17 protein-coding genes are annotated in these 23070 nt (G+C 32.8%); 12 read left to right on the forward strand and 5 right to left on the reverse strand.

Translation table 11 applies throughout. From position 1 onward, the window contains the following. Positions 1-32: 32 nt before the first annotated feature. Entirely contained in the window at positions 33-2483 is a 2451-nt protein-coding gene (gene pheT / locus CA2559_RS08730; protein ID WP_394330096.1) for a phenylalanine--tRNA ligase subunit beta, read from the forward strand. A gap of 109 nt (positions 2484-2592) precedes the next feature. Here pheT and ggt read toward each other — a convergent pair whose 3' ends face one another. Continuing rightward, on the reverse strand, positions 2593-4284 hold the full coding sequence (gene ggt, locus CA2559_RS08735; protein ID WP_013187510.1) for a gamma-glutamyltransferase: 1692 nt from the start codon (positions 4282-4284) through the stop codon (positions 2593-2595). After that, positions 4268-4873 carry an acyl carrier protein phosphodiesterase gene (locus tag CA2559_RS08740; RefSeq protein WP_013187511.1) on the reverse strand — a complete coding sequence of 202 codons (606 nt, stop codon included), beginning with the start codon at positions 4871-4873 and terminating at the stop codon, positions 4268-4270. The genes ggt and CA2559_RS08740 overlap by 17 nt, the downstream gene beginning before the upstream one ends. Before the next feature lie 196 nt (positions 4874-5069). Here CA2559_RS08740 and glmM point away from each other — a divergent pair, with 196 nt between their 5' ends. The 4 genes from glmM (at position 5070) to CA2559_RS08760 (ending at position 11727) form a co-directional block, all read left to right on the forward strand. Continuing rightward, a complete protein-coding gene (gene glmM / locus CA2559_RS08745; protein WP_013187512.1) occupies positions 5070-6458 on the forward strand; it encodes a phosphoglucosamine mutase in 1389 nt (462 codons plus the stop codon). An 89-nt stretch (positions 6459-6547) separates the two neighbouring features. After that, positions 6548-8977, forward strand: coding sequence for a YfhO family protein (locus CA2559_RS08750; protein WP_013187513.1), 2430 nt, complete (start codon positions 6548-6550; stop codon positions 8975-8977). After that, entirely contained in the window at positions 8978-10273 is a 1296-nt protein-coding gene (locus CA2559_RS08755; protein ID WP_013187514.1) for a glycosyltransferase family protein, read from the forward strand. Next, positions 10273-11727, forward strand: coding sequence for an oligosaccharide flippase family protein (locus CA2559_RS08760; protein ID WP_013187515.1), 1455 nt, complete (start codon positions 10273-10275; stop codon positions 11725-11727). The genes CA2559_RS08755 and CA2559_RS08760 overlap by 1 nt, the downstream gene beginning before the upstream one ends. 80 nt (positions 11728-11807) lie before the next feature. Here the strand turns inward: CA2559_RS08760 and CA2559_RS08765 are convergent, their stop codons facing one another. From CA2559_RS08765 to CA2559_RS08775, 3 genes are all read right to left on the reverse strand, one after another. Then, positions 11808-13013, reverse strand: a complete 1206-nt coding sequence (locus CA2559_RS08765) for a hypothetical protein (RefSeq protein WP_013187516.1) — start codon at positions 13011-13013, stop codon at positions 11808-11810. Between the two features lie 434 nt (positions 13014-13447). Next, positions 13448-13951 carry a SixA phosphatase family protein gene (locus tag CA2559_RS08770; RefSeq protein ID WP_013187517.1) on the reverse strand — a complete coding sequence of 168 codons (504 nt, stop codon included), beginning with the start codon at positions 13949-13951 and terminating at the stop codon, positions 13448-13450. A gap of 2 nt (positions 13952-13953) precedes the next feature. Beyond that, positions 13954-15045: an esterase-like activity of phytase family protein gene (locus tag CA2559_RS08775; RefSeq protein WP_013187518.1), complete on the reverse strand. Its 1092-nt coding sequence runs from the start codon at positions 15043-15045 to the stop codon at positions 13954-13956. Positions 15046-15150: 105 nt separating this feature from the next. Here CA2559_RS08775 and CA2559_RS08780 point away from each other — a divergent pair, with 105 nt between their 5' ends. The 7 genes from CA2559_RS08780 (at position 15151) to CA2559_RS08805 (ending at position 22599) form a co-directional block, all read left to right on the forward strand. Then, on the forward strand, positions 15151-15336 hold the full coding sequence (locus CA2559_RS08780) for a CsbD family protein (protein ID WP_013187519.1): 186 nt from the start codon (positions 15151-15153) through the stop codon (positions 15334-15336). Between the two features lie 233 nt (positions 15337-15569). After that, entirely contained in the window at positions 15570-15755 is a 186-nt protein-coding gene (locus CA2559_RS08785; RefSeq protein ID WP_013187520.1) for a hypothetical protein, read from the forward strand. 80 nt (positions 15756-15835) lie between these two features. Beyond that, positions 15836-17692: a CocE/NonD family hydrolase gene (locus tag CA2559_RS08790; RefSeq protein WP_013187521.1), complete on the forward strand. Its 1857-nt coding sequence runs from the start codon at positions 15836-15838 to the stop codon at positions 17690-17692. Between the two features lie 3 nt (positions 17693-17695). Beyond that, positions 17696-19504, forward strand: coding sequence for a DUF885 domain-containing protein (locus tag CA2559_RS08795; RefSeq protein WP_013187522.1), 1809 nt, complete (start codon positions 17696-17698; stop codon positions 19502-19504). Positions 19505-19669: 165 nt separating this feature from the next. Further along, a complete protein-coding gene (locus tag CA2559_RS13825; RefSeq protein WP_013187523.1) occupies positions 19670-19816 on the forward strand; it encodes a hypothetical protein in 147 nt (48 codons plus the stop codon). Between the two features lie 85 nt (positions 19817-19901). After that, positions 19902-21944: an ATP-binding protein gene (locus CA2559_RS08800; protein ID WP_013187524.1), complete on the forward strand. Its 2043-nt coding sequence runs from the start codon at positions 19902-19904 to the stop codon at positions 21942-21944. Continuing rightward, a complete protein-coding gene (locus CA2559_RS08805) occupies positions 21925-22599 on the forward strand; it encodes a response regulator (protein ID WP_013187525.1) in 675 nt (224 codons plus the stop codon). The genes CA2559_RS08800 and CA2559_RS08805 overlap by 20 nt, the downstream gene beginning before the upstream one ends. Positions 22600-23070: the final 471 nt, after the last annotated feature.

Below are 23070 nucleotides of genomic sequence, written 5' to 3' on the forward strand. Positions count from 1 at the left end.
TTCAAAATAAGAATGCTAAGAAAATCCTATCTTTGCCCACTGAAAAAATTATTGCAATGAAAATTTCTTACAACTGGCTTAAACAGTTTATCCAGATAGACTGGGCACCCGAAAAAACAAGTGAACTTTTAACAGATTTAGGTCTTGAAGTAGAAGGTATTGAAGCCTTTCAAAGCGTGAAAGGTGGTTTAGAAGGTGTTGTTGTAGGAGAAGTGCTTACGTGTGAGCCTCATCCTAATGCAGATCGATTAAAAGTAACCACAGTAAATGTAGGAGAGCAAACACCTTTACATATTGTATGTGGAGCACCTAATGTAGCTAAAGGTCAAAAAGTACCTGTTGTAACAGTAGGTAGCACTTTATATGACGAGAATGGTGAGCCTTGGGTTATAAAAAAAGGTAAGATAAGAGGTGAGGTTAGTGAAGGTATGATTTGTGCCGAAGACGAGTTAGGCTTAGGGAAGAGCCATGATGGTATTATGGTATTAGATGAGTCACTTAAAGTAGGTACACCTGTAGCAGATATCTTTGATATAGAGAATGATGTAGTATTCGAGATTGGATTAACACCAAACAGAGCAGACGCTATGAGTCATTGGGGTGTTGCTAGAGATTTAAAAGCAGGTTTAATACAGCAAGAGCATGCCGTTACCTTAAATACACCATCTGTTAGTAAATTTAAAGTTGAAAATAGAAGCAGACGTATAGCTATTAATGTTGAAGATACAGATTTAGCACCAAGGTATTGCGGAACTACAATTACTGGTATTAAGGTAGCAGAGTCTCCAAAATGGTTGAAGAATAGATTGTTAGCAATAGGATTAACTCCTAAAAACAATGTTGTAGATGTTACTAACTATGTTATGCATGAGTTAGGACAACCATTACATGCATTTGATGCAGACCGTATTGAAGGTGATGTTATAAATGTAAAAACGCTACCTGCAGGAACAAAATTCACAACTTTAGATGAGGTAGAACGTGAGTTACACGAAAATGACTTGATGATTTGCGATGCAAATAAACCATTATGCATTGCAGGTGTATTTGGAGGTGTAAATTCTGGTGTTACAGAACATACAAATAGCATTTTCTTAGAGAGCGCTTATTTTAATCCTGTAAGCGTACGTAAAACAGCTAAAAGACATGGGTTAAATACAGATGCATCTTTTAGGTTTGAACGTGGAATAGATCCAGAAAGTACAGAATATGCATTAAAACGAGCAGTCTTATTAATACAAGAACTTGCGGGTGGAGATGTTACAATGGATTCTGAAGACTATTACCCTAAAAAGTTTGAAGACTTTCAAGTCTTTTTAACATTCGATAAGATTAATACACTTATAGGTGAAGAAATACCTACAGAAACTATTAAATCTATATTGGCATCTTTAGAAATAAAGGTGAACAACGTTACAGAAACTGGCTTAGGACTTACAATACCTTCCTATAGAGTAGATGTGCAAAGACAATCGGATGTTATTGAAGAAATACTTAGAGTATATGGATACAATAATATTAAGGTTGGTAAGAAGTTAAATGCTTCTATGTCTAATTCTGGTCGATTTGATGATTATAAATTACAGAATGTTGTAGGAAATCAACTTACGTCTCAAGGCTTTTACGAAATGCTGTCTAATTCTTTAACAGCAGAGCGTTATGCAGAACTAAGTGAACAATCTAATCCTAAGCACGCAGTTAAAATGCTAAATCCATTAAGTCAGGATTTAAGTGTATTGAGACAGAATATGTTGTTTTCAGGCTTAGAGTCCATTGCTTTTAATGTAAATAGAAAGCGTGCCGATTTAAAATTGTTTGAATTTGGTAAAACCTACCACAATTATGATAGTGGTAGAGTAGAAGCTAAACATTTAGCTATTTATTTAACAGGAGATCGTAATACAGAGGCTTGGAATATAGTGCAAAAGCCAAGCGACTTCTTTTTGCTCAAAGGTACAATTGAAGCGATTTTAAATAGATTAGGTATTTCTAAACTTAATTACGCGCCTACAAAGCATTCCGATCTTTCTGAAGGTATGAGTATTTCTTTAGGAAAAACAACCTTGGTAGATTTTGGTATAGTAAACAAAACTCTTTGTAAAAAGATGAATGTTGATCAAGATGTGCTTTTTGCAGATTTTAATTGGGACAATGTGTTGCTAATGGCTTCTAAACAACGTTTTAAGTTAAATGACATTCCTAAATATCCTAAAGTGAGAAGAGATTTTGCTTTACTATTAGATGATAATGTAAATTTCTCTCAGATAGATGACATTGCACAAAAAACAGAACGTAAACTACTTAAAGATGTAAGTCTTTTTGATGTTTATGAAGGAAAAAATTTGCCAAACGGAAAGAAGAGTTATGCAGTGAGCTTTATTTTACAAGATGAAAATAAAACCTTGACAGATAAACAGGTTGATAAAATCATGGGGAAATTGCAGCATCAATTCGAAAACCAATTAGGAGCAGAGCTTAGATAATTATTAAGTGTTTAATGCATTTCAATATATGTTGAAATGCATTAAACATTTTATTCTAAATCTATTATAAATTAAAACTCCTGTAGAGCTCTATTTATTTAGAGATATCTTAAAATCCAATTGCAGTATCATCTCCACGTCTATCTGCGCCACCTTCAAGCTTGCCATCTGGCATAATGAGAATACCATCTACCTTTCCTATAATAGGACTTTCCTCTTCATTTATTAAGTAACCTTTTTCTTTAAGTGTAATCAACTCTTCAGTAGAAAACACATCTGGTTCAAACCTTATAACATCTGGTAGCCATTGGTGATGAAATCTTGGAGCATCAACTGCTTCTTGCATAGTCATATTAAACTCCTGCACATTTAAGATAGTCTGTAGTACAGATGTAATTATGGTACTTCCGCCTGGTGTGCCAACACTCATCCAAAGTTTACCATCTTTTTCAACAATTGTTGGAGTCATACTACTTAGCATACGTTTTTCTGGAGCTATGCTATTTGCTTCTGCGCCAATTAATCCAAACATATTAGGAACGCCTGGCTTACTGCTAAAATCGTCCATTTCATTATTTAGAAAGAAACCTAATTCATCCACATATAATTTAGAACCATAAGCGCCATTAAGTGTTGTGGTTACAGAAATGGCATTTCCATAAGAATCTATTATAGAATAGTGTGTAGTTTCATCACTCTCGTAGCCTATTATATTTCCGTGAGAAACATTGGAAGATTTAGTGGCATTATCCCAACTAAAACTTTTCATTCTTTGGGTTAAATATGCTTCAGAAATTAGTGAATCTAAAGGAATGTCTGTAAAATCTGGATCGCCTAACCAATGACTTCTGTCTGCGTAAGCACGTCGTTCTGCTTCTGTTATAAGTTGTATGTATTTAGCAGAGTTGTGTTTATACTGTTGCAAATCATACGGCTCTATCATTCCCATAATTTGAGCCAAGCAAATGCCACCACTACTTGGAGGTGACATACTTATGATTTTTAAATTGTCATATGTAAATGTGATTGGTTCACGCCATACAGCATCGTAGGCTTTTAAATCTTCAAGAGTAATAAGACCACCTTTTTCTGACAGAAACTTCACTAATTTTTGTCCAGTTTCACCTGTATAAAACTCATTTTCTCCGTTAGTGGCAATTCGTTTTAATGTTTTAGCTAGTGCAATATTTTTCACTGTATCTGTAAGAGTTTCAGAATACAATGTTGTCTTACCATTAACCGAATCAAAAACTGGCGCATAATACTCAAGGCGTTCTTTTTGGTTTTTAGTTATAACGTAGCCTTGTTCTGCAAGTTTAATTACCGGCATTAATAAACTGTCTATTGTCATACTTCCAAATGTTCTGTGTGCTTCAAAAATTCCTGCAATTGTACCAGGAACACCAACAGCTTTAGCACCAACTGTGCTTAAATTTGGTATTATATTACCGTTTTTATCTTGGTACATTGTTTTGCTAGCTAATAATGGTGCTTTTTCTCGATAGTCCAATGCGCCTGTTTCTCCATTTTCTAATCGATACACCATAAAACCGCCACCGCCAAGATTTCCTGCAAATGGAAAGGTAACTGCTAAAGCCATTTCTGTGGCAAACATTGCATCAAAGGCATTACCGCCTTGTTCAAGAATTTCACTACCAATTTTAGAGGCCTCTGCTCTTGCAGAAACTACCATAGCGTTTTCTGCAATAGGTCCATATTTTGGTGTTTTTTTAGGCTCTGGTTTAGTTTTACAACTTAAAGCTACAATGCATAAAAATAGGAGGCTAAGGTAAATTCTCATGAGATAATAATGTTGGAAGTAAGTCTTCTACGTAAGTTTCTAAATCTTCAAAAAACGTTCGAAATTCTTTTTCAAATTCTGAGTAGAATTTCTGTAAATCATAAACCGCCAAATGCATATCACTTCGGCGTTTTGTTCTAATGTTCATTTGATATAAAATCTTTCCAATGCCATCAATAGTAGCATAACTTAATAACCAATTATGCTCTGTCATCACTGGCAGAAATGATTGTACACGTTTGGGTAAAATACTGTATTGGTTTTCTAGGAGTGTGTAAAATTCATTTACATATTCTGATAGCGGTTGTGGATGAAAATCGTTCCAGTTTTTGGCTAAATAATGGTCATAAAGAATATCTACGATAACGGTACTGTAATGAGAGTATTTGGGAAAGAGGCGAGATACACTTTCTCTAACAATAGGGTGTGAGTCTGTGTAGGTGTCTATCGCACGGTGCAAGGTAATTCCTGTGCGCATACGCTCTGGATATTTTAAAAATGACTTTCCTTTAATGGAGTCTGCAGCAAAATTCCCTATTTTGAGCAAATCGTCATCCTTAGACAGGTAAATATGAGCAAGGTAATTCATTAGGCCGAAGTTACAACATCGGTTTTGAAATAGTATATTTGTTCTTGAAAATTAATGAATGTCTCTTTAGAGAATTCCAACACCATAAATAGTTATAGTTTAGTGGTTAAAAAGACTTTTAAAGTAAAGCTAACGTTGTTTAAATTACATATCACTAATTTTCTAACCAGCTAATTATCAAAATTAAAACTTAAGAATGACTCTAATAAAATCTATATCAGGAATACGCGGTACCATTGGTGGTAATGTAGGAGATAACTTAACACCAATTGATGCTGTTAAATTTGCAAGTGCTTATGGTACTTGGCTAAAGCAGCAAAGAACTAAAGATAATTACAGAGTTGTTGTAGGTAGAGATGCTCGTATTTCTGGAGAAATGATACAAAACTTAGTAATGAATACCCTAGTTGGTTTAGGAATTCATGTTATAGATTTAGGACTTTCTACAACTCCAACTGTTGAGGTTGCCGTACCAATGGAGCACGCCGATGGTGGTATAATTTTAACTGCAAGTCACAACCCCAAACAATGGAATGCACTTAAACTTTTAAACCATAAAGGTGAATTTTTGAATGGTGCTGAAGGACAAAAAATATTAGACATAGCAGAAGGTGCAAATATAACGTTTGCTGAAGTTGATGATCTTGGAGAAATAACTAAGAACGATGCGTACTTTGATTTGCATATTGAAGAAATTTTAAACTTAGATTTGGTAGATGCCGATGCAATAAGAAAAGCAAACTTTAAGGTTGTGGTAGATGGTGTTAATAGTACAGGTGGTTTAGCAATACCAATGCTTTTAAATGAGCTAGGTGTAGAAACTGTAAAACTTTATTGCGAACCTAATGGTCAATTTCCACATAATCCTGAACCCTTAAAAGAACACTTAGGAGATATTTGTAAACTTGTAGTTGAAGAACATGCAGATTTTGGTGTTGTTGTAGATCCAGATGTAGATCGCTTAGCGTTTATTGATGAAACAGGAGAAATGTTTGGTGAAGAATACACATTGGTAGCTGTTGCAGATTATATCTTAGGAAAGCAAAAAGGAAACACTGTTAGTAATATGAGTTCTTCAAGAGCATTAAGAGATGTTACGGAGAAACATGGTGGTAGTTACCAAGCAAGTGCTGTTGGAGAGGTTAATGTTGTACAGCTTATGAAAGATACAGATGCTGTAATTGGTGGAGAAGGCAATGGAGGTATTATTTACCCAGAATTACATTACGGTCGTGATAGTCTTGTTGGAGTAGCATTATTTTTAACGCACTTAGCAGAAAAGAAGATGAAAGTTTCTGAGCTTAGGGCAACATATCCTAGCTATTTTATGAGCAAGAATAAAATACAATTAACACCAGAGTTAGATGTAGATGCTATTTTAGAAGCTGTTGAAGCGCATTACAAAGATGAAGAAGTTACCACAATTGATGGTGTAAAAATAGATTTTGCAGAAAATTGGGTTCACTTGAGAAAAAGTAATACAGAGCCTATAATTAGAGTTTATACCGAAGCAAAAAGTCAAGAAGAAGCAGATCAACTAGCTAAAGACATGATGACAGTTGTTGAGAGTATTGCTAAAAAATAAGTGTAAAGGTCAAGAAGCATTTAGTGTATTGACCTTTTTTTTGCATACAAGAGCTTTTAAACTCACTAATGGATAGATAAAACCAACACATGAATCCAAGCATTAAAAAACTAATTCCTCACATACTTGTAATAATAGGCTTTATAATAGTCTCAATGGCTTACTTCAGTCCATTGTTAGAGGGCAAAAAACTTAATCAAAGTGATATAGCTCAGTATAAAGGGATGTCTAAAGAGCAAACAGATTTTAGAGATGCTACTGGTGAAGAACCCTATTGGACAAATGCAGCTTTTGGTGGAATGCCTACCTATCAATTAGGCGCGCAGTACCCTTATAGTTTCAACAAAATGTTAGATAGAACGTTACGTTTTCTGCCTAGACCAGCAGATTATATGTTCTTGTTTTTTATTGGTATTTACATACTGTTAATTATTTTAAAGGTAGACTGGAAGTTAGCTATAATAGCATCTTTGGCATTTGGGTTATCTACCAATATGTTAGATATATTAAGTGCCGGCCACAATGCAAAAGCTCATGCTATTGCATATATGCCTTTAGTACTAGCAGGAATTTTACTCATATTTAAAGGACGTCATATTTGGGGCTTTCTCTTATTGGCTGTTAGTATGAGTTTGGAAATAATGGCTAACCATTTTCAAATGACATATTACCTATTGTTATTAGTAGTGATTATTGGTATAGTTTATTTAATAGATGCTATTAAGAAAAAACAACTGCCGCACTTTTTTAAATGTATAGGTATTATGATAATTGCTGTGGTTATTGGTATAGCCACAAACGCTACCAGTCTTTTAGCAACTAAAGAATACACAGCATTTAGTACAAGAGGAGAATCTGCTATTACAGTTAATACAGATGGCTCGATTTCAGAAAAACAAGATGGATTAAGTTTTGATTATATTACTGAATACAGCTATGGTATTTTAGAAACCTTAAATTTATTTATTCCAAGATTTATGGGTGGCTCTTCTTTAGAGTCGCTTCCTGAGGACTCTAAAACAGTTGAGGAAGTTATTAAATTAGGAGCTTCACCTCAACAAGCTAATCAATTTGTACAACAAGTCCCAATGTATTGGGGAGATCAAACCTTTGTTGGAGCACCAGCATATATAGGAGCTACTATTATATTTTTATTTGTGTTTGCCTTGTTTATGGTAAAAGGCAGATTAAAATATTGGGTAGTAGCAGGTATTGTATTATCTCTGTTTTTAAGTTGGGGAAAAAATCTAGAGTTTCTCACACGTTTCTTTATAGATTATGTACCAATGTATGATAAGTTTAGAGCTGTATCTACAACTCAGGTTATTTTAAGGTTGTGTATACCTATTTTAGCTGTGTTTGGACTAACTCAACTATTTAATAACGTAGTACGTAAAGAAGAAAAATTAAATGCTTTAAAATGGACTAGTATTATACTTGGCGGAATAACACTAATAATTTTAGCCTTTAATAACACACTTTTCAATTTCGAAAGCCCTTATGATACTATGTTTATAGAACAAATGGGTGTCGATTTTGTAAAGGCCATCCGTGAAGATCGTGCTACACTCTTATCTGAAGATACTTTAAGAACACTAATACTTATTGCGCTAGTTGCTGTTTTAATCTTTGGTTACATTAAGGAAAAAATAAATGAAAAGCTTGTAGTGGCAGGTTTGGTGATCTTAGTCTTATTTGATTTAGTTGGTGTAGATAAGCGTTACGTTAATGATGATAACTTTGTGTCTAAATATTTAATAGATCAGCCATTTCAACCTAACAGTGCAGACCAGGAAATTTTAAAAGATAAAGGAAACTATCGTGTTTTAGATTTAAGCGGAAGCCCATTAAATTCAGCTAGAGCATCATTCTTTCATAACTCAATTGGTGGATATCACGGTGCAAAGCCAAAACGTATGCAAGACTTGTTTGAGTTTCATGTGTATGAAGGCAATCAAGCGGTTTTAAATATGCTTAATGTTAAGTATAATATTATTAAAAATGAAGGAAACCTATTTGCACAACGAAATCCTTATGCTAACGGAAACGCTTGGTTTGTAGATAGTATTCAAGAAACAAGAACTGATAATGAAGTAATTCTTTATTTAAGTTTCCTAAACACAAAAGAGAAAGCGTTAATTACTCCAGAATTTACTTCAAACCTAAAGCAGCACACATTTAAAAAAGATTCTACGGCTACTATAAACTTAAAGAGTTATCAACCTAACGAATTAATTTATGAGAGTAAGTCTTCTCAAGATGCATTTGCTGTCTTTTCAGAGATCTACTATGAAAACGGTTGGAAAGCTTTTATAGATGAAAAAGAAGTCGATATTTTAAGAGTCAATTATACGTTAAGAGGTCTTGAAATACCTTCTGGAACTCATGAAATTGTATTTAGGTTTGAACCTAAAGTTATTAAAACTGGTAGTACTATAGTTTTAGCAAGCTCTATTCTTTTAATGTTATTAATCTTAGGCGGTATTTTTTACGAGTTTAAGGAAAAAAATAAAACGTAATTGAAGCGAGTTCTCATCATAGCTTATTATTGGCCGCCAGCTGGTGGTCCTGGCGTACAACGTTGGTTACAATTTGTAAATTACTTACCAAATTTTAATATACAACCAATAGTATATGTTCCAGACAACCCTAGTTATCCAATACTAGATGAAACATTACAATCTAAAATAACAGATGTTGAGGTTTTAAAACAACCCATTTCAGAACCTTATAGATTTGCTAATTTTTTTTCTAAAAAAGATACAGCTTCAATAAGCTCTGGCTTAATTCCTAAGGAGAAAAAACAATCTTTAGTACAAAAGTTTTTGTTGTTTGTTCGAGGAAATTTCTTCATTCCAGATGCCCGAAAGTCATGGGTTAAGCCTTCGGTATGTTATTTAAAAGAATACTTAAATAACAATCCTGTAAATGCTATTATAACAACAGGACCTCCACACAGTCTCCATCTTATAGGAAAGCAACTTAAAGAACATATGGATGTTACTTGGCTTGCAGATTTTCGAGATCCTTGGACAACAATTGGTTATCATAAAAAGCTAAAGCTAATGCCTTGGGCAAAACGTAAACATCTGGTATTAGAAGCCTCAGTCCTAAACACTGCAGATCATATTATAACTACTAGCTTTACAACAAAAAAAGAATTTGAAGCGCTAACTGAAAAACCAATTTCAGTTATTACAAATGGTTACAATGCTTCAGATTTTAAGTTAATTACAAAAGTAGCTTTGGATGCTAAATTTACTTTAGCGCACATAGGTTCTTTACTTTCTGATAGAAATCCGCAGGTTTTATGGCAGACATTACAGGAATTAATTGAAGAGCATAAAGATTTTTCAGAAGCATTTCAGCTTAAATTAGCAGGCAAAGTTAGCGAGGATTTACTTTCTACCATACAAAGCTATAATTTAAAAAACCATATAAACTTACTAGGTTATATTACTCATGAAAGTGCGTTCAAAGAAATGAAGAGCGCCCAACTTTTGTTGTTAATTGAAATAGATTCTGATGAGACTAAAGGTATAATTGCAGGTAAGGTATTTGAGTACCTTTTAGCTAAACGACCAATATTAGCTATAGGTCCAAAAAATTGGGATGTTTCTAAAATTATAAATGATACAACTTCTGGTAAGGTCTTTCATTATGAAGAAAAGGACATTCTAAAACACTATATATTCAGTGCATTTCAGGATTACAAAAATGGGATGCTTCATATAAATTCTACCAATATCGAGCAGTTTTCTAGAAAACAATTAACGCAACAACTTTCAGAAGTTATCTTAAAAGTTACCACATAATGGGTATTGTTTTAAAACAGTCTTTTAAAAATTTAGTGAGTACCTATGCAGGTTTTGGGTTGGGTGCCATTAATGTGCTGTTTTTATATCCTAATTTCATGACGCCAGAATATTATGGCTTGGTATCTTTTATATTATCTGCGAGTATGTTGTTCTGGCCATTAATGGCTTTAGGAACTCACAATACATTGGTTAAATTTTACTCTTCGTATTCTAAACAGGAAGAAAAAGAGAAGCTATTTAGTTTTGTTTTGGTATTGCCTCTCTTAGTTGGTTTAGTCTTAGGTTTAATAGGTTATTTTGGCTATTCGTTTGTACTGTCTTATTTTAATGGAGAAAATGAATTGGTAAAACCTTATGCCTGGCTCATTTTTGTAATAACCTTTGCTATGGCTTACTTCGAGCTCTTCTTTTCTTGGAGTAAAGTATTTTTAAAAAGCACATTTGGGAACATAATGCGAGAAGTATTTCATAGAGCCTGCATTATGATCTTATTAGGGTTACTTTATATTAATGTCATAGATATTCCGCTGTTTTTATATATAATGACGGCAGTATATGTATTAAGAACGTTATTGATGATGGTATTTGCATTTAAGTTGCACTTGCCTAAACTTCAATTTAAATTACCGGATAATGCATCACGTGTTATAAAATATTCGGCACTAATTTTCATAGCAGGAAGTGTTGCTATGATGTTGTTAGACTTAGATAAAGTGATGATTGAGTATTATTTGCCAATTGAAAATGTTGCTATATATGGTATCTCAATTTATATAGCATCTGTAATAGCTGTCCCAAGTAGAGCAATGCATCAAATTACATATCCTCTTACGGCACAATTATTAAATGATAAGGATTATGCAGGGTTAAAGAATTTATACCAACGTAGCTCGAACACACTGCTAATAGTTGGAGGACTTATATTCTTACTTATAATTTGTAATGTTGGAGAGTTGTATGAGATGATACCACAGGATTACCATATTGGATTTTCAATTGTAATTTTAATAGGCATTGTTAAGTTGTATGAAAATCTTATTGGGAATAATAACAGTATTTTATTTAATTCAGATTATTATAGGTTAGTCTTAGCAATAGGAGTGCTATGTGCTGTTATGGCTGTAGTACTTAATATTTTACTTATTCCAAAATTTGGTGTGTACGGTGCTAGTTATGCAACGTTTATTGCATTTTTTACCTATAATACAGTAAAGCTAATTGTGGTTTGGAAAAAATTTAAGATGCATCCATTTTCATCAAGAACATGGGTCTCATTAGGTCTCATAGCTCTATTTACACTTAGTTTTTATTTTTGGGATTTCAATTTTCAACCACTACTTAATATTGCTTTAAAATCTGTAATACTCGGATTGTTATTTGTTGGATTTTCTTGGAAGCTGAAACTCTCTAATGATGTTTCTCAAGTTATAGATACTTATTTAAAGCGATAGGATAAAAAGAAAAGCCCCAAAGCAATTCGCTTGGGGAAGCTATTTGCTTTAGGGCTTGTCAAACTAACCAACCAAAAATTTTAATTTCCTCTTCGTCTAGTTGTTGTTGAAGAGGCTCTGTTGTTTGAAGATTCTCTTGAAGAACTAGCTTTAACTCGAGAGTTAGTAGAAGTTCTTGCTTTTGCTGAAGATCTAGATGTTCTATTACTCTTTACAGCTTTAGACGCTCTACTCGTATTACTTTTTACTCTAGCACTGTTATTTCTCGACCTTGTTGTATTTGTACGAGTAGCTCTAGGTGTTGTAGTTCTAGTAGTAGCTTTTACTCTAGAGTTTGTTCTCGTACTTGGTGCTACAGCTCTTGAGCTTGTATTGCTTCGAGTTCTTGTTGCATTAGAGTTTCCTCTAGTGTTCGTTGTAGCACGTCCAGCATTATTACTTCTCGTATTTCCTGTTCTAGAAATTATAGTTCTATCGGTTCTGCTTCTAGAGTTTTGGTTAGATAAACCTTCACGGTTAGATCTGCTTACTCTAGTATTAGTTCTTGCATAAGATTGATTGCTTCTGTTTCTTACTTGTGCAAGATCACGTTGTCTTGATAAACGCTGTCCTCTATTATAAGAACGCACTTTCTGTCCTGGTCTGTAATAATTAGACTTGTAATGCTTCTTATACCATCCTGTTCTATAATAGTTATAATGAACAGCATAACTATATCTTACAGGATTGTAATATGCTCTGTAAGGTCTTGTAAACACAATACAGTTAGAAAATACAGGTCTTACATAATACTGGTGCCAAGGTCTATAAACATAATGTCTGTTATATACATTAATAAAACCTCTTGTGCCTACATAACGGCCGTAATTGTTATAATTAATATATAAGTTACCAACCTGTGCAAGTCCAAATCTGTTATAATCTAATACAATATTTCCTGCTCTAATAATCCTACCATAGTAATCATAATACACTGGCACATCTTCAATCTGTATTACAGCACCATAATCGTCACGTTGTATATATGGAGCATAATCGTAACCAGCGTTAAAACTAATATTTACGTTTGGGCCACCAATTGAAACATGTGTACCTTGTTGTGGGCCTATATATCTAAAGTCGAATTGTCCATCTGGAAAAACAGAAAACTCTACATTACCTTCTGTGAAAATAAAGCTCTCACCATTATAATAGTTAAATGTTGTGGTACTCCTATCTTTCCCTGTGTCTGCACTTGCTGTATATCCTATAAAGAATACCGCAAGTAATGTCATTAAGTTTTTCATAGCTTAGGGTTTTAATGTTACATCTCAATTAAATTGTTTAACTGAGTTGTTAATCTATAAACAATCAGCGTGCCAAAAATGTAAAAACCTAATTACCAGTTGTATATGTGATATTGTGTTAGAGTAGAAGTGTTTAAAGGGCAAAAAAACTATTAAAAACGAAAAACCCCGAATGCTATAAAGCGATTCGAGGTTTTTCTAACTAACCAACCAAAATTATTAATTCAATTATGATGCCAAAATATTAACACCAACTAATTTTCTTTTTCAAAGCTTCTAAATATTCTTTAGAGTAATTTTTTTAATTGAACTGGTTGATTAACAATACTTACGTAAAATATAATTTATTGGTTCTCTACATAATTAGACGAAAAAGAGTCCGAAAAATTACAGAAAATCATACATTTATTTAAACTTTAACTTTTGTTGAAAAATTAAAATCCGTCTTCAAATTGTTGTAGGCTTACTTGTGGTTTTCCATCAATAAATGTGACCTTAAATAAGGCGCCATTATTAGAGTCATTTAACTCTTTATAAGTAGTATCGTTTAAAATTGAATTTACAAATGCTGGCGTTGTATTACTATGACCAACTATTAAAACTGTTTGTCCTTTAGTTTCAGCTTTAAAACTTTTAGAATATAAATCTGTTGCACTATAAATTTTCGGTTCTAAATTTAAATAAGTGGCCAAAGGTGCTGCAGTTTCCCTAGTTCTATTAAAATCTGTAATATATATGGCATTAATGCCTTTGTCTCCTAATCTAGTTTTCCATTCTTGTGCACGCTCTTTACCCATTGCATTTAAATGTGGATTACTATTATTACTGTTGCTTCTGTCTTTTTCTGCGTGTCTTATAAAGTAGTACACCGTATCATCAGATTGATGGGATTGTCCCTTGCAAGCAACTGCTAATAAAAGTATAAGTAAATATTTCATAATTATTGGGGTATAAGCTCTAGTAAGATAAATTGATTAAGTTGCTCTCCTAAGCTATTAAAATTATTGTCTGACACTAAAATTAACGATAAATTTCCGTTCGGCAATTTAGGACCAAACGTAATACCTTCAATATTATCTATACTTTTCTTAGTCAGTTGTTTTTTTACAGATTTAAAATTGAAGAGAAATTCTTTTTCAAGATAAGTAAGTTCATTCTTTTCTAAGATAGTATCGCTTAATGTATTAGTCGCATTATTATTAGTAGCTAATATTAATTGTACCACATTACCGTTTGTGCCATAGCCAGCAGAGTAGCTTCGTTCCAATACCAAAAATTGGTTTTCAGATATTTGTAGCATATCTGTTAATCCATTTACTCCAAATGGTAATAAAGGTAATTTCTGAAGGCGTTCTAATTTATATGGCAATTGTTTAATGGCAATACCATTATCATTAAATAAAGTAAACCTTATTAAAGAGGTTGTATTAAAAACTTTAGGTTCTGGGCCATCCAATTCTAAAGGAAGCTCTGTGGCTACCCAAAATCCTTTACCGAGATGTGCTTTAGTTAACCCTTCAAATACTCCATTGTTTCTAGGTTTTTGAGGACCTTTAGAAGTAAAGTATTCTGGTATTGAAGCAGATTTTATAAACGCACCAGTACTATCTGTGTAAAAGACCATTGGCGTTTTATTATTTGTAATGCTGCCTTCACTGGAAATTATAAATCCATTATCAACTTTTCTTATAGATTCTAAATCCATTAAAGTTTGAGAGTTAATAGCTTTTGGTGCTTTAATAAAATGTTGTTTAGAAAAAACAACAGTATCTATTGTAGTGCCCTTTAATATAATATCTGCTTCATAAAACCTTGGCTTGCTTGGTTGGTCACAAATTAAATAATACGCATTACCATCATAATCTATTCCAGACAGGCCACCTATCTCATTACCATCAATAAACACCTGTTTAGGATAAATATAATCATCTAAATAATTAACCTTATAGGTAGGTGTCTTGCTTACTTTTAAGCTACTGCAAGAATAACTTGTTGATATTAAAAGTATTAAAGCTATTTGTTTAAATTTCATTTGGCAAAAATAACATATTGTTAAGGAAATAATAGGAATTCATTGTGATGAAAAGGTCAATTTCATCGTTAAATTTGAAGTATTACGAACCACAAAAATTGAATTATGAATCAGACTGAATTAGAAGGTAAGTGGAATCAAGTAAAAGGTGATTTTAAACAAAAATATGGTAAAGTAACCGATGACGATACCACTTTTGCCGACGGAAAATTCGACGAGATGCTAGGACGTCTTCAAGAGAAGACAGGTAAAGCAAAAGAAGAATTAAAGAAGGAAATTGCAGAATGGTAATTTAAGATATTAAATTGCTATGAAAAGGAGAAAAGCGCTTCAATTAAGTTTGAAGCGTTTTTTTTTGTTAATACCTTAATCGGTAAACCCCAATATAATTAAGTTGTAATTCAGGTTATAATTGAAGATTATGCTACAATAACATTTCATTAACTAATGTTTGGCATTTATTTGAGATCCTCCTGTGTAATGTGTTCTAATTTCGTTGGTAGTTTAACCAACTACCTCTTACTATGAATTACCAACAACCTAATGAAAGGCTTCAAATTATTAATGGCATGTACAAATTAGTTTCAGAAGACTACGTACATGAATTACAACCTGAACCTAAAACTAAAATTAGACAAGCTTTAAGAAAATCTTCCACAAGAATTAAAAACTCCTTAAGACGACAGCTGGATAAGTGGATGGAATCTTAAAAACTACTTTAATATGTTAACGTTTCATTAATTGTTTAGGGTAATGCTAATTTCTATCTTTAGCAGATAAAATTATCCAAATGAAAATTCAAAATTACGTTACCCTTATTTTAGTATGCTTTGCGTGCTTTCAAATTAGCTGCGCACAAGATAGCGCAGAACCAGTTTATGATGTTTCTGCACATTACAACAAGCAAGAGGTAGATATACCTATGCGCGATGGTGTGACACTGCATACCACAATTTATTCTCCAAAGGATACCTCTAAAAAGTATCCAATGATTATGCAACGTACTCCATACAGTTCAAGACCTTATGGTGAAGGCCAATTTAAATCTAAAATTGGACCAAACGAATATATGATGAAAGATGGTTACATAGTTGTATACCAAGATGTGCGTGGTCGTTGGATGAGTGAAGGAGATTATGATAATATGCGTGCTTATATACCTAATAAGAAAAAAGGTCAAGTAGACGAAGCAAGTGATACCTATGATACGATTGATTGGTTAGTTAAAAATGTAGACAATAATAACGGTAATGTAGGAACTTGGGGAATTTCTTATCCAGGCTTTTATGCTACATATTCATTGTTAGACTCGCATCCAGCTTTAAAAGCGGTTTCTCCTCAAGCCTGTATAGGTGATTTCTTTTTTGATGATTTTCATCATAACGGTGCTTATTTATTAAGTTATTGGAGAGCAACAGCTGTATTCGGATACCAGACAGAACCTACTACAGAGTCTTGGTATGATTTCCCACAATTAGATACCCAAGATCAATATCAGTTCTTTTTAGATAACGGTCCATTAAGTAATTTAGATGAGTACTATAAAGAAGATAATGAGTTTTGGACACAGTTAAAAGAACATCCTAATTATGATGAGTTCTGGAAATCTCGTGGTATCATACAGCACTTAAAAGATATTAAGCCAGCTGTAATGACAGTAGGTGGTTTGTTTGATGCAGAAGATCTTTATGGTCCTTATGAAACCTATAAAAATATTGAAGCTAAGAGTGATAACTTCAACATAATGGTTTTCGGACCTTGGAGTCATGGTGATTGGGCGCGTAACAAAGAACGCCAAGCAATAGGTAATGTATATTTTGGAGATAATATTTCAGACTACTACCAAAAGGATTTAGAAACACCATTCTTTGAGCACTTCCTTAAGAATGATGGTAAAGGCGACGTAAATTTAAGTGAAGCGAGAATATATGATTCTGGAACTAAAGAATGGAAATCTTATGATTCTTGGCCTCCAGAAAATGCTACTAAAAAAACAATGTATTTAGGCAGCTCACAAAAGTTGAACAGCCTGCCAGAAGCAACTCAGGAAACTAAGTTTATTAGTGATGTAAATAAGCCAGTACCATATTCTGAAGATATTAAAATGGTATTTACACCTAGAAAATATATGACAGATGATCAGCGCTTTGCAGCGCGAAGACCAGATGTCTTGGTGTTTGAAACACCAGTAATGACAGAAGATATGACACTTGCAGGAGATATTTTAGCTAAGCTACAAGTGGCAACAACAGGTACTGCTGCAGATTGGGTTGTAAAAGTTATAGATGTTTATCCTGCAGATGCTAAGGATACAGAAGAAACACAAGACCACCTTAAAATGAGTAATTACCATATGATGGTTAGAAGTGAAGTGTTAAGAGGTAGGTTTAGAAACAGTTTTGAGCAACCGGAACCGTTTGTGCCAAACCAAAAAACTCCAGTTACTATAAAGCTACAAGATGTACACCATACCATAAAGAAAGGTCATAAACTACAAATACAGGTACAGAGCACGTGGTTCCCTTATATTGATTTAAATCCGCAGACTTACGTAGACAATATTTTTGAGGCAAAAGCTTCAGACTTTAAGACACAAACACATTCTGTTTTTGGAGATAGTGCAATTGAGTTTTCAATATTAAATTAATTTATGAATAAATATATAATAGGCGCAACGCTAGTCGTTGCGCTTTTCTCTTGCAAACAAAATTCAGAACCTATTTCTGAAGAAACAATAGCAACAGAAAGTAAAAAGGCAAATGATTTTTTTGAAGCCTCATTTAAAGAAGATGTTTCAATTAGCCCTATGCTTCAAACACAATTAGGAGTAAAAACTAATTATGGAGAATGGGATGATTTTTCTAACCAAGCAGAAGCAAAAGAACTTGAGAGAGCAAAAAACAGGTTGGCTTATTTAAATGACAGCCTAAATGTAAACGCTTTAAATAAGGAAACTGCACTTAGCTACACATTATACAAACAAGATTTAGAGCATACTATTGAAGATTATGCGTTTAGATTATACAATTATCCTGTTAATCAAATGCACGGTATGCATGCCGAAATTCCTGCATTCCTTATCAATATGCATAGTATAAACTCTGTTGAAGATGCAGAGGCTTATATTTCTAGGTTAAAAGGTTTAGAAAAAGTATATGCAGACGTTTCTGAAAATTTGAGCATTCGTGAAACTAATGGAATAATGCCTCCAAAGTTTGTTTTTGAGAAAGTTATAGGAGATAGTAAGAATCTAATTAAAGGAAGACCTTTTGAAAAGAGTAACGAAGTAAGTGCGTTAATGGAAGATTTTACGACCAAAGTAAATACACTTTCAATACCTAAGGATGAAAAAGAGGACTTATTAAATAAAGCAGAAAAAGCACTTACAGAACAAGTAAGACCAGCTTTTGAGGGTTTAATTTCTACAATGCAGGACCAACAACAAAGAGCTACAGTTGAAAATGGTGTATGGAAATTCCCTAAAGGAGATCAATTTTATAATTTAGCACTTAAAAGAACTACCACTACTAGTCTCACAGCAAATGAAATACATGAGATTGGATTAAATGAAGTTGCTCGTATACACAAGGAAATGGAGCAAATTATGCAAGATGTAGGTTTTAACGGTACATTGCAGGACTTCTTTAAATTTATGCGTGAAGATGAAAAGTTTTACTATAAAAATACGGTAGAAGATAAGCAAGCTTATAAAGATAAGGCTACAGCAATCATCAATACCATGAAAGGTACCTTAGATAAATTGTTTAATACAAAGCCAAAAGCAGAACTCGTAGTAAAGGCAGTGGAGCCATTTAGAGAAAAAAGTGCAGGTAAAGCCTTTTACCAACAGCCAGCAATAGATGGATCTAGACCTGGCACTTATTATGTTAACCTTTATGATATGAGTGCTATGCCTACCTACCAAATGGAAGCTTTAGCATACCACGAAGGCATACCTGGTCACCACATGCAAATTGCAATATCTCAAGAACTAGAAAACATACCAGCTTTTAGAAAGCATAGTTTTTACACAGCTTATGTAGAAGGTTGGGCATTATATTCAGAATATATACCCAAAGAAGTAGGGTATTATAAAGATCCTTATTCAGATTTTGGTCGTTTAGCCATGGAATTGTGGCGCTCTTGCCGTTTAGTTGTAGATACGGGTATACACGCTAAGAAATGGACACGTGAAGAAGGTATTGAGTATTATAAAAAGAATACACCAAATGCAGAAAGCGACTGTATAAAAATGGTTGAACGTCATATAGTAATGCCTGGCCAAGCAACCGCTTACAAAGTTGGAATGAATAAAATATTAGAATTAAGGAACTTATCTGAGGAAAAGCTAGGAAGCAATTTTGATATTAAAGAGTTTCATGATATTATACTTAAAGACGGTGCATTACCGTTAGATATTCTAACTCAAAAAGTAGAAGCTTGGATAGCCAGCAAATAAATAGCCATACCAATTGTATGGTTCAACCATACATATGATAGGGTTTAAAATGTTGGTATGTAACAGTTTGTATATATTTTTGTAGTGTAAGATTTAAAATAAGAATCTTATTTAGTTAATTTGATTACAATTTAATACAATATAACTCTAACAAATATCATTATTATGAAAAAATTAATTTACACTTTCGCTCTTACAGTATTCGCATTCTCATTCGCAGCTTGTGAAGCAGATGAATTACCACAAGACGTTGACAACGGTGTAGGAGATCAGGTACAAGTACCTGCAGACAGAGAAGATGAAGGACTATAATAGTTTTTACATTTAAAAAAATAAAAAAGCCTTTGAATAATTTTCAAAGGCTTTTTTATTGGTTTTAGATATATTTGAACTCTGTATGAAATATAAATATTACATATATCTAATTTTATTCTTTTTACTCTCTTGTTCTGAGGGATTTGATTTTCATGAAAAGAATTTAGCAGTAAATGATAGCCTTAAATTTTATATTGATGAATACAAAAGACAAGATTTAACTGACCAACAGAAAAACAATATACTGTTAAAAGCTTTTAAATTTGCTGAACAAATAAATTCAGATTCATTAAAAAATAATTACTACAAAAGAATTTCATATCAGTTTTATAAATTAGGTGATACTTCCAACTTTTTAAATGTAAACAATAAAGGGGTTGAGCTTTCTGAAAAAATAAATGATTCCACAACGCTAGCAATTTTATTATGGGATGCTGCAACTTATTATAGAGATAAACAACTCAAAAACAAAGAAGCTTACGAACGTTATTTTAAAGCCAAATCTATATTCGAAGATTTAGGGAATGATTATAATGCTGCTAAAATGTTACTTAACATGGCAATCATTCAAACTAATGTAAGGGATTACATAGGTAGTGAGAATACAACGATTACAGCCATAAATAAATTTGAACCTTTAGGAAAGCAACAGTATTTATATAGCTGTTATAACAATATTGGTATCATTAATAATGAGTTGGAAGAATATCAAGATGCCTTATACTATCACCGCAAAGCTTTAAAAACATTAGATAGGTTTGAAAGTGATCCTACTTTAAAGGCTGTGTCTCTTAATAATATTGGTGTTGTTTATAAAAATAAGGGTAGTTATGATGATGCAATTACATCATTTAATCAAGCCTTAACAGTTGATAGCTTATTCTATAAAAATACGATTCTTTACTCTGCGCTATTAGATAATATTGCCTTCTCTAACTTTAAGAGCGGTAATAATGCAGAGATCCCATACCTTTTTTACAAAGCAAAACAAATAAGAGATAGTATAAAGTTTGATCCTGGTATGATAGAAAGCAGGTTAAATTTATCTGATTACTTTTTGGGAGAAGGAAATTATGATAAGGCGTTAAGTTATGCCAAGGAAGCAAAAAAACTTTCAGAAGAATCAAACTATACAGATGATATACTAGCATCCTTACTCAAGTTGTCTAAATTAGATACGCTTAATGCTAGAGCTTATGCAAATAGGTACATAGTTTTATCAGACAGTTTGCAAGCTCAAGAACGTTTAATGCAAAATAAATTTGCTAGAATTAGATATGAGACAGATGAGTATATAGATAAGAACAATGCGTTAAGCGAGCGAGTTAGAAATATTACTATAAGCTTATTAATTGCATTAGTGGTTTTTGGGTTACTATTCGTTATAAAGAGTCAATTATCTAAAAACAATCAACTTAAGTTAGAACGTGAACAACAGTTAGCAAATGAGCAGATTTATAATTTAATGATAGATCAGCAAAATAAAATTTCTGAAGGAAGAAAACGTGAAAAACAGAGAATTTCTAAAGAACTCCATGATGGTGTTTTAGGAAGTTTATTTGGTACTCGTTTAAGCTTAGGGAGTTTAAATACAAAGCATGATGAAAGTGCAATTAATAACAGGCAAAACTATATAGATAGGTTAAAGGAAATAGAAGAGGAGATACGAAGTATTTCTCATAACCTACAAAGTAAGGTGTTAAAAGAGGAACAGGTTTTTACTTCTTTAATTGAAGAGCTTTTGGAAATACAATCAAAAGCCGGAAACTTTAATTATGCTATACAAACTCAAACCGATTTGGATTGGGATATGATAGATGGTAAGGTTAAAATTAACATTTACAGAATACTACAGGAAGCCATACAGAACATAAATAAATATGCAGATGCTACCGAAGTTTTGCTTACCTTTAATGCCAATCAAAATCACATTAAAGTTACTATTGAGGATGATGGTGTAGGTTTTAATGTTCAGAAAAAATCACAAGGAATTGGTTTGTCAAATATGACATCAAGAGTTAAGGATTTGCAGGGAACAATAAAAATCACTTCAGAACTTTCTAAAGGAACTTTAATAGAGGTTACAGTCCCTAAAACCAATTATTTTGACAAAAAAACGGCTTAAACTCCTTATTGTAGATGATCATCCTATGATTATCGAGGGCTATAAGAATGCTCTCCAAGATATGTCATCAGATGATTATGAACTTATCATAGAATCTGCTCAAGATTGTGATGAAGGTATGGAGAAGATTCAAAACTCTACAACCGGCACACCATACGATATTATATTTTTAGATATACAGCTGCCTCCATCTAAAGATGGCAGAATATTATCTGGCGAAGATTTAGGATTACGAGCAAACAGGTTATCACCGTCTTCTAAGCTTGTGTTCTTAACTATGTTTAATGATAATTACCGTATTCATAGTATTCTTAAAAATGTGAACCCAGACGGCTTCTTAGTAAAGAGTGATGTAAACTCATCTGAGTTGGTAAAGGCTTTTGATACAATAAATAACGATCCTCCATATTATAGTAAATCTGTTAAGCAGTTTATAAGAAATGACATGACAAATAGAAATGTTATAGATGAGCTGGATAGAAAAATATTATTTCATCTTTCTAAAGGTGTTCAAACAAAAGACTTACCAGAATATGTTTCACTTTCTATTAATGCAATAGAAAAGCGAAAGAAATCTTTACGAAAACTGTTTGATATTAGCACAAGAAACGATGTTTCTCTTATCCAAAAAGCTAAAGAACAGGGTTTTCTTTAAAATTTTAATTAAAAAATTAAATAGTATGGTTCAGCCATAACTATGTTAAGGGTAAAATCACTCTTAACACTCAATATCCTCGTATTTTTACATCAGATTAATTGTTAGAGTCTATTTATAGATGAAGTTTAAATAGAGTGGAGAATAAATCCAACTAAGCACATTGGTTAAACAATGTTCGAAATAGGAAATTTATTTTGCCCCAAATTAGGATTTAACTCCACTCTTTTGAACAAAATCCACCTCTTTGAAAACTAAAAGTATTTTAAATGAAATAACATAGCTTACTGTATTTATAGCTACTGTAAATTTCAACTAAATTTTGAAGTACCAATTTTAAGAAAAAATAGAATGCTCCAAATTCTAACAGGCCTCAAGTTGTTGACCGCACTTAACCTGTAAAGATTTATATACTTTAGAGTATATAATACGTGATGTATTAACCAACATAAACACGTTACAATAGCCACT

Origin of the sequence: Croceibacter atlanticus HTCC2559, assembly GCF_000196315.1 — a bacterium.
GTDB lineage: Bacteria > Bacteroidota > Bacteroidia > Flavobacteriales > Flavobacteriaceae > Croceibacter > Croceibacter atlanticus.